The 14,310-nt window shown below is 65.5% G+C and carries 15 protein-coding genes; 12 read left to right on the top strand and 3 right to left on the bottom strand.

Features of this window, described 5'->3' with window-relative positions:
- The first annotated feature begins 22 nt into the window (after positions 1-22).
- The 8 genes from AC3RCC_RS15150 (at position 23) to AC3RCC_RS15115 (ending at position 6,874) form a co-directional block, all read left to right on the top strand.
- A complete protein-coding gene (locus AC3RCC_RS15150; protein ID WP_492255785.1) occupies positions 23-1,495 on the top strand; it encodes a hypothetical protein in 1,473 nt (490 codons plus the stop codon).
- Positions 1,496-1,519: 24 nt separating this feature from the next.
- Positions 1,520-1,882: a RidA family protein gene (locus AC3RCC_RS15145; protein WP_492255784.1), complete on the top strand. Its 363-nt coding sequence runs from the start codon at positions 1,520-1,522 to the stop codon at positions 1,880-1,882.
- Positions 1,883-2,006: 124 nt separating this feature from the next.
- Positions 2,007-2,690, top strand: a complete 684-nt coding sequence (locus AC3RCC_RS15140) for an amino acid ABC transporter permease (RefSeq protein WP_291638366.1) — start codon at positions 2,007-2,009, stop codon at positions 2,688-2,690.
- Positions 2,687-3,418, top strand: coding sequence for an amino acid ABC transporter permease (locus AC3RCC_RS15135; RefSeq protein ID WP_492255783.1), 732 nt, complete (start codon positions 2,687-2,689; stop codon positions 3,416-3,418). The genes AC3RCC_RS15140 and AC3RCC_RS15135 overlap by 4 nt, the downstream gene beginning before the upstream one ends.
- On the top strand, positions 3,415-4,134 hold the full coding sequence (locus AC3RCC_RS15130) for an amino acid ABC transporter ATP-binding protein (RefSeq protein ID WP_492255782.1): 720 nt from the start codon (positions 3,415-3,417) through the stop codon (positions 4,132-4,134). Before AC3RCC_RS15135 ends, AC3RCC_RS15130 begins: the two co-directional genes overlap by 4 nt.
- Positions 4,135-4,159: 25 nt before the next feature.
- Complete coding sequence (locus AC3RCC_RS15125) at positions 4,160-4,984, top strand: transporter substrate-binding domain-containing protein (RefSeq protein WP_291638363.1); 825 nt, start codon at positions 4,160-4,162, stop codon at positions 4,982-4,984.
- Positions 4,985-5,668: 684 nt separating this feature from the next.
- The gene (locus AC3RCC_RS15120) at positions 5,669-6,607 is read left to right on the top strand and encodes a hypothetical protein (RefSeq protein ID WP_492255781.1); all 939 of its coding nucleotides are present in this window, start codon (positions 5,669-5,671) and stop codon (positions 6,605-6,607) included.
- 117 nt (positions 6,608-6,724) lie between these two features.
- Entirely contained in the window at positions 6,725-6,874 is a 150-nt protein-coding gene (locus AC3RCC_RS15115) for a hypothetical protein (protein ID WP_291638361.1), read from the top strand.
- A 296-nt stretch (positions 6,875-7,170) separates the two neighbouring features.
- Here AC3RCC_RS15115 and AC3RCC_RS15110 read toward each other — a convergent pair whose 3' ends face one another.
- Together AC3RCC_RS15110 and AC3RCC_RS15105 are read right to left on the bottom strand one after the other, a co-directional pair.
- Positions 7,171-7,395, bottom strand: a complete 225-nt coding sequence (locus tag AC3RCC_RS15110; protein ID WP_291638360.1) for a hypothetical protein — start codon at positions 7,393-7,395, stop codon at positions 7,171-7,173.
- Positions 7,396-7,693: 298 nt separating this feature from the next.
- Complete coding sequence (locus AC3RCC_RS15105) at positions 7,694-7,933, bottom strand: HP1242/YdcH family protein (RefSeq protein ID WP_492255780.1); 240 nt, start codon at positions 7,931-7,933, stop codon at positions 7,694-7,696.
- A 759-nt stretch (positions 7,934-8,692) separates the two neighbouring features.
- Here AC3RCC_RS15105 and AC3RCC_RS15100 point away from each other — a divergent pair.
- Entirely contained in the window at positions 8,693-9,391 is a 699-nt protein-coding gene (locus AC3RCC_RS15100) for a hypothetical protein (RefSeq protein ID WP_492255779.1), read from the top strand.
- 514 nt (positions 9,392-9,905) lie between these two features.
- Positions 9,906-10,445 (top strand): PRC-barrel domain-containing protein, encoded by a 540-nt coding sequence (locus AC3RCC_RS15095; RefSeq protein ID WP_291638357.1) that lies wholly within the window; start codon positions 9,906-9,908, stop codon positions 10,443-10,445.
- A 93-nt stretch (positions 10,446-10,538) separates the two neighbouring features.
- On the opposite strand, the gene AC3RCC_RS15090 is transcribed toward AC3RCC_RS15095, so the two are convergent.
- Positions 10,539-12,056: an NAD(P)H-hydrate dehydratase gene (locus tag AC3RCC_RS15090; protein WP_492255778.1), complete on the bottom strand. Its 1,518-nt coding sequence runs from the start codon at positions 12,054-12,056 to the stop codon at positions 10,539-10,541.
- 280 nt (positions 12,057-12,336) lie between these two features.
- On the opposite strand from AC3RCC_RS15090, the gene AC3RCC_RS15085 reads away from it, so the two are divergent.
- Both AC3RCC_RS15085 and glnA read left to right on the top strand, forming a co-directional pair.
- Positions 12,337-12,675: a P-II family nitrogen regulator gene (locus tag AC3RCC_RS15085; protein ID WP_066469077.1), complete on the top strand. Its 339-nt coding sequence runs from the start codon at positions 12,337-12,339 to the stop codon at positions 12,673-12,675.
- 95 nt (positions 12,676-12,770) lie between these two features.
- Positions 12,771-14,180 (top strand): type I glutamate--ammonia ligase, encoded by a 1,410-nt coding sequence (gene glnA, locus AC3RCC_RS15080; protein WP_291638355.1) that lies wholly within the window; start codon positions 12,771-12,773, stop codon positions 14,178-14,180.
- Positions 14,181-14,310 lie beyond the last annotated feature (130 nt).

Here is a 14,310-nt window from a genome sequence, read left to right as displayed (position 1 = left end):
TGCGCCGCGGAACGAGACAGCCATGTCGGTATTTCAGAAGCTCGGAATCGAACCGGTCGTGAACTGCGGCGCGTCGCGCTCGTTCTACGGCAGCAGCATCATGAGCGACCCGGTGCGCGAGGCTATCGACAGCGCCTCGCGGGACTATGTCCTGATGTCGGAGCTAGGCGACGCCGTCGGCCGCCGTCTCGCCGAACTCACCGGCGCCGAATGGGGAGTCGTCTCGGCCGGGTCGGCCGGTGGTCTGGCCCTCGGCACGGCAGCCTGCATCGCCGCCAATGACCCGCTGCGGATGCTGCGGCTGCCGCAACCCTTCCATAACGAGGAGCGGGTGGTGCTGACGCCGAAGGGGCAGCGCTTCGCCTATGATCAAAGCGTGCGCCTCGCCGGCGCGCGCATCATCGAAGTCTCGGATGTGGCGGAGCTAGCCGAGGCGTTGGGAAGGCGCCATGTCGTGATGATCCTGCTCTTCGGCGAGCGCGACGCCAGCTCCTCCCTGAAGTTCGACGAGATCTTGCCGCTGGCCCGAAAGGCCGGACTGCCAATCCTCGTCGACGCCGCGTCGGAGCCGCTCGCCTGCCCCGAACATTGGACGTCGCGCGGGGCCGATCTGGCCGTCTACAGCATCGGCAAGCTGATCCGCGGCCCTGCGGCTGCCGGCCTGCTGCTCGGGCGCAAGCCGCTCGTGCAGGCGGCATGGTTCAACGGCCCGCCCCATCAGAGCTTCGGCCGCGCGATGAAGATCGCCAAGGAAGAGATGGTAGGCGCGGTCGCGGCGGTGGAGCAGTGGTTCGCACGCGACCTCGAGGCCGAGCGCCGGCAATGGCGGCAGCGCGTCCAGACGCTGCGCGATCGGCTCGCAGCGATCCCCGGGCTCAAGCTCGACATTTCCGCGCTGGCCGGCGGCATTCCGCGGCTGAAGATCGACTGGAGCGAAGCGCAGCCGAACCTGACCTTCCGCGAGCTGCGACGCGAGCTGCTCGAACGGCGCCCGCGCATCCTGATCGACGATTACGGCGGCAGCGAGCACTCGACCATGATCAGCCCGTTCGCCCTGGGCGACGAGCAGATCGATCTGGTCGGCGACGCGCTGCAGGTTGCGCTGACGGCAGCACGGCAGCCGGCGGCCGCCCCGCCGCCGACCGAGGTCGAGATCTCCGGCCAATGGACCGTCACGCTGGACTTCGCCGTCCGGCCCGCCATCCATCAGCTGAGGCTGCGGCGCGAAGGTGGCAGGCTGGAGGGCCAGCACCTCACGCCCTTCGGCGAGGTCGCGGCCAGCGGCGTCATGACCGAGAACGGCTTCGAGCTTCAGGCCTTCCACATGGTCGAGGGCAATACGGTGAGCTTCCGTTTCGTCGCCGAGAACTGTGCGAGCGATGCGATGTCAGGCTTCGTCGAACTCGGTGCAGCGGCGAGCCATACCAAGGGACCGACGACCTTCGGCCAGTTCGGCCGGGTCGCCTTCTCTGCGGTGCCTGCTACCGAAACCTAGCGCATCCAACCGAGCGGAGCTCCCATGGAACCGACCTATCTCAACCCCAAGGGCCTCAAGCATCGGTCCGACACGGTCGTCTTCAACGGCGTCGCCTATGTTTCCGGCGTGGTTCCGGCCGACAACAGCGTGACGATCGCCGATCAGACCCGGCAGGCGCTGGCGCAGATCGACGAGCGGCTCGCGGCGGCCGGCACCGACAAGAGCCGGCTGCTCTCGGCGACCATCTGGATGCACGACGTCAATCGCGACGTCGCCGCATTCAACGAGGCGTGGAACAGCTGGCTCGTCGCCAAGCGCGAGCCGGCCCGCGCCTGCGTCCAGGCCACGCTGCAGGGCGGCGCCCAGCTCGAGATCTCCGTCATCGCCGCGATGCCGTCGCGATGATCTCCCGCAAGCCCCGAAGGCCGGAGAAGGGCCGCCGGCCGGCGGCCTGGAGCCGTCGGGCCACCGCCGCGCGGCCCTGGTTCTGTCCCCTCCGGCGCGATCCGAAAGCGACGAGGCCCTCGCGATGAGCGGCTTTGCGACCATCCTGTCCTCGCCCTATCTGGAGCAGTTCGCCAGCGGCCTCGTGCTCACCCTGCTGATGACGGTCGCCTTCGTGCTGATCGGCGGGCTGTGGGGAATCGTTCTCACCATGCTGCGGGCAGTGCCGGGCCTCGATCCCGTCATCGCTTTCTACATTTCCTGCCACCGCAACGTGCCGCTGCTCGTCCAGCTGATGTTCTGGTATTTCGGCGCGCCGGAGCTGCTGCCCTCGGCCATCGTCGACTGGGTCAACCAACGCTCGAGCGAAGTCTATTTCGCGGTCTGGGCGATCAGCCTGGCGTTCGGCGCCTATGTCTCGGAGGATTTGCGGAGCGGCATTCGCGCCTTGCCGCCGGTTCAGTACGAGGCGGCGCGCGCCGTCGGGTTGAGCTACATCCAGGCGATGCGGCTGGTGATCATCCCGCAGGCCGCACGCATCTCGCTGCCGGCACTGACGAACCAGTTCCTGCTCTATTTCAAGGCGACGAGCATCGCCTCGGCGATCGGCGCTGCCGAGCTCACCCACGCCGCCTACTCCATCAACAACGCCACCTATCTGACCTACCAGACCTTCGCGGTCGCCACCGCACTCTATCTGGCGATCTCGCTGCTGATCATGTCGGGCAGCGAATGGCTGCGCCGCCGCGAGGGGGTGCCTGCGCGATGATCGAGATCATCCAGAAATACTGGCTGCTGCTCCTGATCGGGCAGTATCCGCACGGTCCGCTCGGCGGCCTCGCCATGACGCTGATCATCGCGTTGACGGTGCTGGCGATCTCGATGCCACTGGCGATCGCGATCGCACTCGCCCGCACGAGCGGCATCGCCTGGCTCGGCCGGCCGCTGGCGCTGCTGGTCTCGCTGGTGCGCGGCCTGCCGTTCCTAATGTTCGTCTTCTGGGTCTATTTCGGCGTTCCCGCGCTGTTCGGCATTTCCCTCGGCGGCACGACGACGATGATCGTCGCCCTGACGATCTATGAGGCGGCCTATATCTCGGAGATCGTCCGCGCGGGCATCGAGGCGATTCCGAAGGGCCAGATCGAGGCCGCGCACGCGCTGGGGTTGCGCTATGGGGTGCGCACGCTGCGGATCGTGTTGCCGCAGGCGCTGTTCAACATGCTGCCGAGCCTGATCACGCAGTTTGCGTCGATCGTGAAGGAAACCTCGATCGGCTACATCATCAGCGCCCAGGAACTGACCTTCGCCGCGACACAGGCGAACAATCTCGAGATCACCAAGCCGGCCGCGGTCTTCGGCGTTCTGGCGGCGGGTTACTACATCCTGTGCGGCGGCATCGCGGGAATCGCGAAGATGCTCGAACGACGGATCCTGCAGCAGCGCCAGCGGGCGGCGGCTGCGGAGTTCGTACCGCTCGCCGCGGCGGTGCGAACATGATCCGCTTCTCCGAGGTCTCGAAATTCTATGGCGCCTTGCCCGCCCTGCGCGGGGTCAGCGGCGAGGTCGGCGCTGGCGAGGTTACGGTCGTCTGCGGCCCGTCGGGATCGGGCAAGTCTACTCTGATCCGCACGGTCAACCGGCTCGAGCCGATCAATAGCGGCCAGATCCTCATCGGCGGCCGCGACATTCATGAGCGCGGCTGGTCCGTCAATGCGCTGAGGAGCGGGGTCGGCTTCGTCTTTCAGTCTTTCGGGCTCTTTCAGCACCTGAACGCTCTGGACAATGTCACACTCGCTTTGCGGCATGTCCGCGGCCTGCCGCGCAAGGAGGCTGAGGCCCTCGGCCTGGCGCAGCTCGAACGCCTCGGCCTGGCCGAAAGGGCCCGACAAATGCCGAGCGCACTCTCCGGCGGGCAGCAGCAGCGCGTCGCGATCGCGCGCGCACTGGTGATGAAACCCGCCGTCCTGCTGCTCGACGAGCCCACATCGGCGCTGGATCCGGAAATGGTCGGCGAGGTCCTGCGTGCGATCGAGGCGCTCGCGGCGGATGGGCTGACCATGATGTGCGTGACCCATGAAATGGGCTTCGCGCAGCGCGTCGCCAACCGGATCTGGTTCATGGAAAGGGGGGAACTCAAGGCGGACGCGACGACTGAACAGTTTTTCAAGGGAGAGGCAGGTCCTCGCGCTCGCGAGTTCCTCAAGCAAATCTGACAAGTGCAATAACGGGGAATGTACAATGACCAGGATACCCAGGAATATCGCGGCCATCGGCTTGTTCTTTCTGGCGGCTACCGCTCCGGCCGCGGCCGACCAACTGGCCGACATCCAGGCGAAGGGCGAGATCGTCTGCGGGACCATCGGCACGGTTCCCCCGTTCAGTTTCCAGGATCCGGCAACCAGAACGACCGTCGGCTATGATGCCGATATCTGTCAGCTCATTGCCAAGGCGTTGGGCGTCCAGCCGAAGCTGGCGCTGGTCGCGGGTGCGGCGCGCATCCCCGAGCTCAACCAGCGCCGGCTCGACGTGATCACCGGAACGCTCGGCTGGACGCCGGAACGCGCCAAGCAGGTCGACTACAGCTATGCCTATTTCAATTCGAACCAGATGATCGGCGTATTGGCCAAGACCGGGCTCCGCTCCATGAAGGAGCTCGACGGCAAGCGCGTCTCCGCCCAGACCGCCTCGACCTCGGAAGCGGTCGCCAAGCAGAAGCTGCCGACGACCGAGGTGATATCCTTCCAGGATGTTCCGCAGGCATTGCTTGCCCTCAATCAGGGCAAGGTCTCCGGGCTCGTCTTGTCGGAGCTGATGCTGCGCGACTTCGCGGTGACCAGCAAGGACACCAACACCGCGCTGACGGTCCTCGACGACTCCACCTTGATGATCGAGAAGGTCGGCGTCGGCGTGCGCAAGGGCGAGGACAAGCTCCTCGCCAAGATCAACGAGACTTTGGTCGCGGCCGACAAGAACGGTGAGATCGATCGAATTTACGACAAATGGTTTGGCAAGAGCTCGAAATTCAACATGCCACGCAGCTTCAAGGTCGAGTTGATCCAGTAGCCCATCCGTGGCCGGGGGAGCGCGGCTCCGCGCTCCCTACCGGACGCCGTACAATAGAATCGCACAGGCGGGACAGCTCACCCCCTTCTTGCCAAGGCGAGCCTTAGGCGAATCCAGTAGCAATTCCTTTTCGCCAAGTGCGCGCTACCCATTTGGGGAAGGCGTCATGCCTTGCAATGTGCACTTCTGCGCCCGACCGAGGCATTGCCGCCGACGGCTTTCTCCCGCGGAAAGGAGTTGGTCATGCGCTCTCTAGCCGTACTTGTTCTTATACCCTTGACGTTCTCGGACGGGCCGGCTGCGGCCAGGCAGGGCGGCAGAGGTGGCGACGAGAGTGCCCGCGAGATTTGTCGTGAAGAAGCCCGGCGAGCCGTACAGAAGTCCCGAACGTCTCGACAGGGTATAGAACAGATCAGGGAACTGCGTCGCGAATACGTGCGCAGTTGCATGCAGAAGGGGCGATGAGGCGCCGATCGCCGGACGGCCTCAATAGCGCTTCGGCCCGGTCCGCACCCTGACCATCGCAATGTGATCCACCCAGTTCCAACCAGCGTTCATCGCCGAGCCATTCGCGATAGATTTAGACGACGCTTGCGCCAAACCGCGAGCCACCCTCATGATCGCCGCGAAGATCGATGCCTGAAATCGTCGATCGACTTATCCTGCTGCATCGGATGTCTGTCGATGACTGATCTTAAAGGCCAACATATCTCCACCATCGCCCTGGGATTTCTACTCCTCGTCTCGACGGCAAAAACGGCAAACGCCCAGATCCGAATTGACAAGGACCAGACCGGCCGGATCGTCGCGATGGCGAACCTCTCCACGGCCAGCGGCTGTTCCAGAGCCAGCGGCCGCGGCCGGGTGGTCGACCATCATTTCGAAAACGGCCAGATGAAGGGCGTGACCTTCAAGGACGCGAAGTATGGCGAGAGCTATCTCAACCTGCCCTTGCTCGCCATGATCAGCCCCGCATCGGCACGGGCACGTGTCGCCGAAGGCTTCGCAACGCTGCTGGTCAAAGGACAGGACCTGAAGGTCGTGACACTGGGTTGCGGCGCCGCCGGCCGGATCGAGAAACTCGCCTCCGTGGAACTGGTCGGCCCGCCAGTGCGCTCAGGCTCTGGCGCCGCCGCGGCGAACAGCCTCGCCCGCCCGCCGATGGTGGCCGCAGCCCCACTCTCCGACACAGGCGTCAGGTCGCAGGACGGCGACGACAGCGTGCTGCGGGCACAGGACGGGCAGGCGGTAGCTGCGGCGGCCTCCTCAGGTCCTCAAGCCGCACCGGCGACCATTACCGGCGAACTCACCTACCCTGGTGAATGGCTGCCGAAGGACCTCAAAGTCTGCGCGGACGAGGTCGTTTCGAAGAAGAGAAGCTGCACCAACCGCCAGCAAAAGCGCGGTAAATCCATCCGCTATGAGCTGAAGGTGCCCGCTGGAACCTATCTCGTATTTGCCGAGAGCCGAAGCCAGCCGCAGGGTTCTCCTGCCTATTACTCCGAGTTCGTCACCTGCGGGTACGATAATAGCTGCCCGTCCCATAGGCCGATCCCTGTCACCGTATCTCCCGGCGAGCGTCGGGCCAAAGTCGACCCTGGCGATTGGTACGCCAACAACTAAGCAGTAGGCGCAGCCGGCGTTCGTCGAGGGCCAACGCCTCGTAGCACCGCGGTGTGGCTCTGAAGAGCAACCTCCATTTGACGGACTAACCCGTTTGCGCCGTTGCGGAACTGCCGCATGGCAGACACCTTGAAGGCTATGGATGACGACGACATTTCATATCGCCTTCCAGAGATCATCGAGGCGATCCAGCGCCGGGTCCGAATTGCCGGTTACTTCACGCTCGCCATCATCGGCGCCTTCATCGTCTGGCGCATCTCGCACTGACGACGGCCCAAGCCATTTCTCAATGAGTCGCTCCCGCCCCGGCCGGCGGGTTTTTCTTCGCCGCCTCGGGACGGCTTTTCTCTGATCTGATGAGGGAGGCTGGCGCTCGGCCAATTCGCATGCTCGCACGAAAGCCAGCATTGCTCAAACTACCGCGCATCGATCCGGCGCGGCCCGGCGATCAGCAAGGCAACCGGCCACGATCAATGCGCTGCCAAGGCTCGTCTGTCCGTCGACCTCCGCAAGGACGAAGCCGGGAGGCTGGTCCGAGCGGAAAAACAGAGCTTTCGCGATTTCTATGCCGCGCCCGGTTCGGCAAGCGCTTCGATCTTCTCGATGACGAAATCGAAGGTCTTGGTTTCCTCCATCAGCGCCATGTTGAGGTCGCCGCTCTTCAGCGCCGATAGCAGCTCTCCCTTGAAGCCGGCGGCCGCGTCGGCGCCCTCATGTGTGGCGATGTGCTTCATCGCAAAATCAATGCACAGATAGAGCGTATTCAGAACGATCTCGATCTGCTCCATGTCGGTTCCATCGGTGCTCACGCCGTCATCTGACATGTCGTGCCTCCAGGTTCTGATCGGCCTAGGCGCGCGATCCAATCGCGGCGCACACCGAACCTAACCCGGCATCGCCAGAGCTGTTCCCGCCAACGGCCGACGATCACCATTTCGAACTCGGCCCCGGCCCGCGAAGGCATCGCGACGGGTCATTATGCCAGCGCGCGCGAGCGCGCTGGCCATCCGCCGGTGTCCGCCACATCCATCCTCGAAGACGGCGAGATCGTGCTCCGAGTTCGCCGCTCGAGGAATGGCCGTCGGCTCAGCTACCGGACAATGCCTGGCTGATGGCGTCCTTGATCCGCAGACGCTCCTTGCGCAACTCGGTTTCGGTGAGCTGATCCACGGGAGCGATGTTCGTCTCGGCCAGATGGACCTGATCGTTGACCTCGTCATAGCGGGCCAGCAGACGCGCGAAATCGGGATCCGCGACCTTCAGCTTGCTGATCGCCTCTCCCGCTCCTGGGAATTCATCGGCGAGAGTATGCGGTGTATTGGACATAGCTGCATCCTGAGTGGAGGAATCTTCCGCAGTCGATGCTACGGCCTCGAGACAGCGCCGGACTTGATTCAACGCAATCGTCCGCGATCGGCGGTTGCGAGCCCGTCGGAGAGTGAAGATCGCTCGCCATCTCGGCAGCGGCACCGCCTGCCCTCGCCTGGTCGCCCCTCAGCATCGTTGCGCTTGCGGACAGACACTGTTTCACCCCCCATTTGGGGGGCGTTCTCTCGCAGAAAAATCGGCAAACTCCCGGAAAAATGGGAGGCTGGCGTGCTGGAGTGCGAGTACGAGTGCGAGCGGTGCTTTCAGGCGCAGATCGTCGCCGCAATGCCGCATTGGCTGACGGCGCTGGTGAACATCGCCGGCGCTGCGACCCTACTTTTCGTCTGTCGACTATAGGCTCTGGCCAGAATCTGCTTCGTTCATGACCGAGTACCGGCAGCCGCTGAAGCTGCGCACATGACGACTGCGAGCTTCAGCGAGAGACTATGCCGAGACCCTCCACCGCACTCGCCCTTGACGGGAGCAGCGAAAGCCAGCCAGCAACTGATCGGCGCATGCCTCGCCATCAGGGCGGATTTCAAGGATGATTGCGGGGTTTGATATCCGCGCAGGTCAGGCCCGTCGAAACCGCGGAAAGAGAAAGCTCCAATCATGCACGCAACTCGGCTTGGCGGCCTCCTCGCCGCATCGCTTTTGATCGCCGCGTCGCTCCTCCACCCCTCATTCGCGCAGACCCCATCACAGCCGGATCCTGCCTTGAATGACAAGGCGATCGCCATGCTGCGAAGCACCTCCGACGTGGCCCGGCATCGGCAGGCCTTTGCCATGCTCGAGGAGGCGGAGAAGGCGGGGGATCTGCGGGCCCGCGCCAATCTCGGCCTCGGCTATCTGCTGGGCGTCGGAACGCCGCGTGATCCGATGCAAGGCGGCCGGCTGCTGCGGTCCGCCGCCGAAGCCGGCGATCCCTTCGCAGCCCTCGCAGTCGCCACGACGCTCGCCGGCGGCAATGGCAGTCTCTTCCTCCATGACAGCGCCGCCGCCTGCCGCATGCTCGAGGCCCTGTTCCAAGGCCCGGCCGCCCCCGAAGCGCAGTATCGCTATTTCGAGCTCTGCAGCAGCGATTCCAATCTGCAGCAGAGCTTCGCACTGCTCGAGCAAGCCTGCCACGCCTCGGCGCAGCGCCGGCACCGGGTGGCGATCTACGCCTGCGGAGACCCGAAATCGGGGTCGATCAACAGCCTGAAGAAGTACAAGGCCGCCATCGACCGCGCGATCGGGCTGAAGCCCTGGCAACAGGGCTCGGCCCATGAGGCTTCCTACATGCCGCTGTTCTTCTCGGACCGCGACGAATTCCTCGTCTACACGATCCGTCTGCTCGACCATAACGGCCCGGCCTGGAAATTCGACGTTCAGAAATATCTCGAAGAGCGCGGAATCGTGCTGGCAAACTGGTAGCGGGCGAAGGCCGGCTCGGATGGGTCGGCCAAGGCGGGAGCCGCTTCAGCCCAGACGCCTGACGACTACGCCTTGTCGCGGCTCCGTCCATGGCCGCCCTCTCGCCGGCGCACCGGCATAGGGCGCGGTGGCCGGGCCGAAGGACATCGGCACCTGCACCCGCCCTTCGAGTTCCCAGCAACGCAAGCGCTGAAAATCCGCCTCGCTGGCGGCCTCGGAGCAGGCCATGAGTTGTGAGCGCGGCCAGAAGGCCCCAGCCGGCGCGGCCACGGCGCTCGCGACGATTGCGAGCGCGACGACGGCAAAGCTCCTCTGCATTCCGGCAGCCTTTCGCAACACTGTCAGGGCCCGTCCCTGCCCCTCCCAGCAGACAGCAGCAATCCCTAGCGAAGCCTGAACTCAGCTCGATCCTGGCCGTCTGCGAAGGCTTCCGTTCAAGAAGGCGTGAACAAAACCCTGCTTCGGCGGTTGTTCGGGCATCCCGCTTGATGCGGAAGCCGATAGGAGGAACACGATGTACAAGCGTCACGTTGCACTGACGGCGATTGGCGGCGTCATGCTTGCCGCGGCAGCCGTCGCCCAGACGACCTCGCCGAACACCCCACCAAGCCCGCAGCCTGCCACGACCGCGCCGGCAGCTCCGGCCGCGGCCCCTGCAACGGCCAAGGCCCCCGAGAACAACCTCGCCGGCCAGGGCAAATGGCGGGCTTCGAAACTGATGGGCGTCGACATCTACGGCCCCGACAACAAGAAGGTCGGCGACGTCACCGAGGTCGTCTTCGACAAGACCGGCAAGATCGAGCTCGTCACCGTCGGCGTCGGCGGCTTCCTGGGCATCGGCTCCAAGGATGTCGCGATTCCCTTCGATCAGGTCACCTGGAGCGACCAGCCCATGGCCGCCTCGGCCCCGGCTCCGTCCGGCAGTGCCGGTGGTGCCATGAGCCAGCCGGCGCCCACACCCCGCGCTCCGGAAATGTATCCGGACCACGGCAAGATCAACATGAGCAAGGAGCAGCTCACCAGCGCTCCGGCTGTGACCTACGCCGCCCGCTGAGGTCTTCACTGAAGGCCGGATAGCCGGACAACGAGCCCGCCCCCCACAAGGGGCGGGCTCTACCTTGCCAGCGGCCCGCGCCCGAACGCCGGTTCAGCCGGCGACCAGCCGCAGCGCGCCGGGCAGTGCCTCGGGCAGGTCGTCGGCGATCAGGCCGAAGCCCAGCGCCTCGCCGGCCTTGCCATGCAGCCAGACGGCGGCGCAGGCTGCTTCGAAGCCGGGCATGCCCTGCGCCAGCAATCCCGCGACAACCCCGCCCAGCACATCGCCCGAGCCGGCCGTCGCCAGCGCTGGCGAGCCCGTGGCATTGATGGCGGCGCGCCCGTCCGGCGCCGCGATGACGCTGTCCGGCCCCTTCAGCACGACCACCGCTCCGGTCGCGGCCGCCGCGGCCCGCGCGCGGACGAGCCGGGAGCGCTCGGGAGAAAAGGCGCCTGCCTCACCGAACACACGCGCGAACTCGCCCTCATGCGGCGTCAGCACCGTCGAGGCGCTGCGCCGGCCGAGGCGCTCCGCCAGCAGGGCTGGGCTGCCGGCCAGAAGCGTCAGTGCGTCGGCATCGAGCACCAGAGGCGCGGCGGAGCCAAGGGCCGCCATCACGATGCTCTCCGCCATAGGGTCCAGGCCGAGCGCCGGGCCGGCGAGCAGCGCCGCCACCTTCCGTTTCGCGAGCAACACCTCGAAGGCGGCGCTGTCCGTGGCAGCAACCTGCATCAGCGCGTCGGGACCGCGCCCGGCATGCGCCGCGAGTGCCTCCGGCCGGCAGATGATCGTCGCCAGCCCGGCGCCGATGCGCAGCGCCGCCCGGGCCCCCAGGCGCGGCGCCCCGACCCCGGCGAGCCCGCCGGCGGCGACCGCGACCGCGCCGCGGCGGAATTTGTGGGTCCCGGCCTCGTGCCGGGGAAGCCAGGCCTGCCAGAGCAGCGGCTCGTTGCTGAAGGTCTTGGGCTCCGATTTGCCGGGACCGAACACCATCTCGGCGGCGATCCCGATATCGGCGAGGGTGACGACGCCGCAGAGCGCCTTGCCCGGATAGAGCAGATGTCCCGGCTTGAGCCGGAAGAAGGTGACGGTTTCACCGGCCCTGATCGCCGGGCCACCCACCATGCCGCTGTCGCCGGAGACGCCGCTCGGCACATCGACGGCGACGACCGGGCGGCCGCTGGCGTTCACCCGCTCGACCAGCGCGGCGATGGAGCCTTCGAGCGGCCGGTTGAGCCCTGCCCCGAACAGGGCGTCGACGATGATGTCGTGATCTTCCGGCCGAGCCTGCGCAATGGCCAGGACCGGCGCCCGCCAGCCCGAGGCCGCCTCGCCGGCATCCCCCGTGAGCAGTTCGCGCTCGCCCGCCAGCGCAAGCGTGACGGCAAAGCCGCGCGCTTCGAGCAACCTCGCCGCGACGAAGCCGTCTCCGCCGTTCTTGCCGGGGCCGCACAGCACCAGCACGCGCTCCCCCGGCCGGCCGCGCCGCGAGACCGCATCGGCCACGGCCCGCCCGGCGCGCTCCATCAGGGCGGAGCCGGCAATGCCGCTGGCGATCGCAGCCTCGTCGGCGGCCGTCATCTCGGCAACGTCGAGCAAGGCGAGTGAATCCGGCGCGGCTAGGATCATGTGTCGATCATCCAGGAAGGGCGCCCGCCCGGCAACAAGGAGCCGCCGGCGGTCATTGTCCAATCATTTGGCATATGCACAAATTTTAGCCGGTTTTCTGCCGCGGGAACGAGCGCTTTTGCGGGGATGCCGACATGGCGAGCGGGCCGCGCCGATGCTATGAGCAAGACAGGCGGGGCCAAGCTGCCCCGGCACGGTCGATACTGGGCCGTCGCCGGGGCGAGAACCGGGCCTGGGACTGCGAATTCGGTAATCTTACGCCACGGAGGCTGGTCGGCGCATGAAGAAGATCGAGGCGATCATCAAACCCTTCAAGCTCGACGAGGTGAAGGAAGCGCTCCAGGAAGTCGGCCTGCAGGGCATCACCGTCCTCGAAGCCAAGGGCTTCGGCCGCCAGAAGGGGCATACCGAGCTCTATCGGGGCGCCGAATACGTCGTCGACTTCCTGCCCAAGGTGAAAATCGAGATCGTGCTCGCCGACGACATGGTCGAGCGCGCCATCGAGGCCATCAAGAAGGCGGCCCAGACCGGCCGCATCGGCGATGGCAAGATATTTGTATCGTCCATCGAGGGGGCGATCCGCATCCGCACCGGCGAGTCCGGCGCGGACGCGATCTGAAGGAATTTTTCCGGAACCCGGCAGGCGTGCACCGGCGGCAGGAAAGCCGCGGACGACGCCGGTCGTGAGAACTGCAGTCGAGAGGAATGTCGAAAATGAAGAACGCCAAGGATGTGCTGAAGGCCATCAAGGACAATGACGTCAAATACGTCGACTTCCGCTTTACCGACCCGCGCGGCAAGTGGCAGCACGTCACCTTCGACATCTCCATGATCGACGAGGAGATCTTCGCCGAGGGCACGATGTTCGACGGCTCCTCGATCGCCGGCTGGAAGGCGATCAACGAGTCCGACATGCTGCTGATGCCCGATCCGACCACGGCTTGCATCGACCCGTTCTTCTCGGCCTCGACCATGGTCATTACCTGCGATGTGCTCGAGCCGGCGACCGGCGAGCCCTATGGCCGCGACCCGCGCGGCATGGCCAAGAAGGCCGAGGCGTACCTCAAGTCGACCGGGATCGGCGACACCATCTATGTCGGTCCCGAGGCCGAATTCTTCGTCTTCGACGACGTCAAGATCGCTGCCGACCCCTACAACACCGGTTTCAAGCTGGACAATGTCGAGCTGCCGATCAACGGCATGACCGACTACGAGGGCGGCAATCTCGGCCACCGCATCGCCACCAAGGGCGGCTACTTCCCGGTTCCGCCGCAGGACTCGGCGCAGGACATGCGCGGCGAGATGCTCGCCGCCATGGCGGCGATGGGCGCCAAGGTCGAGAAGCACCACCACGAGGTCGCCTCGGCCCAGCATGAGCTCGGCCTGAAGTTCGACACGCTGACCCACATGGCCGACACCATGCAGGTCTATAAGTACGCGATCCACAACGTCGCCCAGAGCTACGGCAAGACCGCGACCTTCATGCCGAAGCCCGTCTATGGCGACAACGGCTCGGGCATGCATGTGCACCAGTCGATCTGGAAGAATGGCAAGCCGCTCTTCGCCGGCAACAAATATGCCGACCTGTCGCAGGAGTGCCTCTGGTATATCGGCGGCATCATCAAGCACGCCAAGGCCCTGAACGCCTTCACCAACCCGTCGACCAACTCCTACAAGCGTCTGGTCCCCGGCTATGAGGCGCCGGTGCTGCTCGCCTATTCGGCCCGCAACCGCTCGGCTTCCTGCCGTATTCCGTGGACGACCTCGCCGAAGGCCAAGCGCGTCGAGGTCCGCTTCCCGGACCCGATGGCCAACCCCTATCTCGCCTTCGCCGCGCTCACCATGGCCGGTCTCGACGGCATCATGAACAAGATCGACCCCGGCCCGGCGATGGACAAGGATCTCTACGACCTGCCGCCGCGCGAGCTGAAGAAGATCCCGACCGTCTGCGGTTCGCTGCGCGAGGCGCTCGACGCCCTGAAGAAGGACAACGCCTTCCTCAAGGCCGGCGGCGTCTTCACCGACGACTTCATCGAGAGCTATATCGAGCTCAAGATGCAGGATGTGGCGCGCTACGAGATGACGCCGCACCCGGTCGAGTTCGCGATGTACTACTCCTACTGAGCCTTTGCTCGGTAGCTTTCCGTCGGCTGCGGCCAGTTCGCGGCCCAACTTGCAAACCGGGGCGTCACCGCCCCGGTTTTTTCTTTGCCTGGGAGAATGGCCCACATGCGAGAGGGCAGCCATGGACCAA

The organism is Allobosea sp. GW823-FHT01F03, from assembly GCF_058798075.1.
Note: the sequence above shows the minus strand (reverse complement) of the source record. Positions and strands in the feature narration are given on the sequence as shown.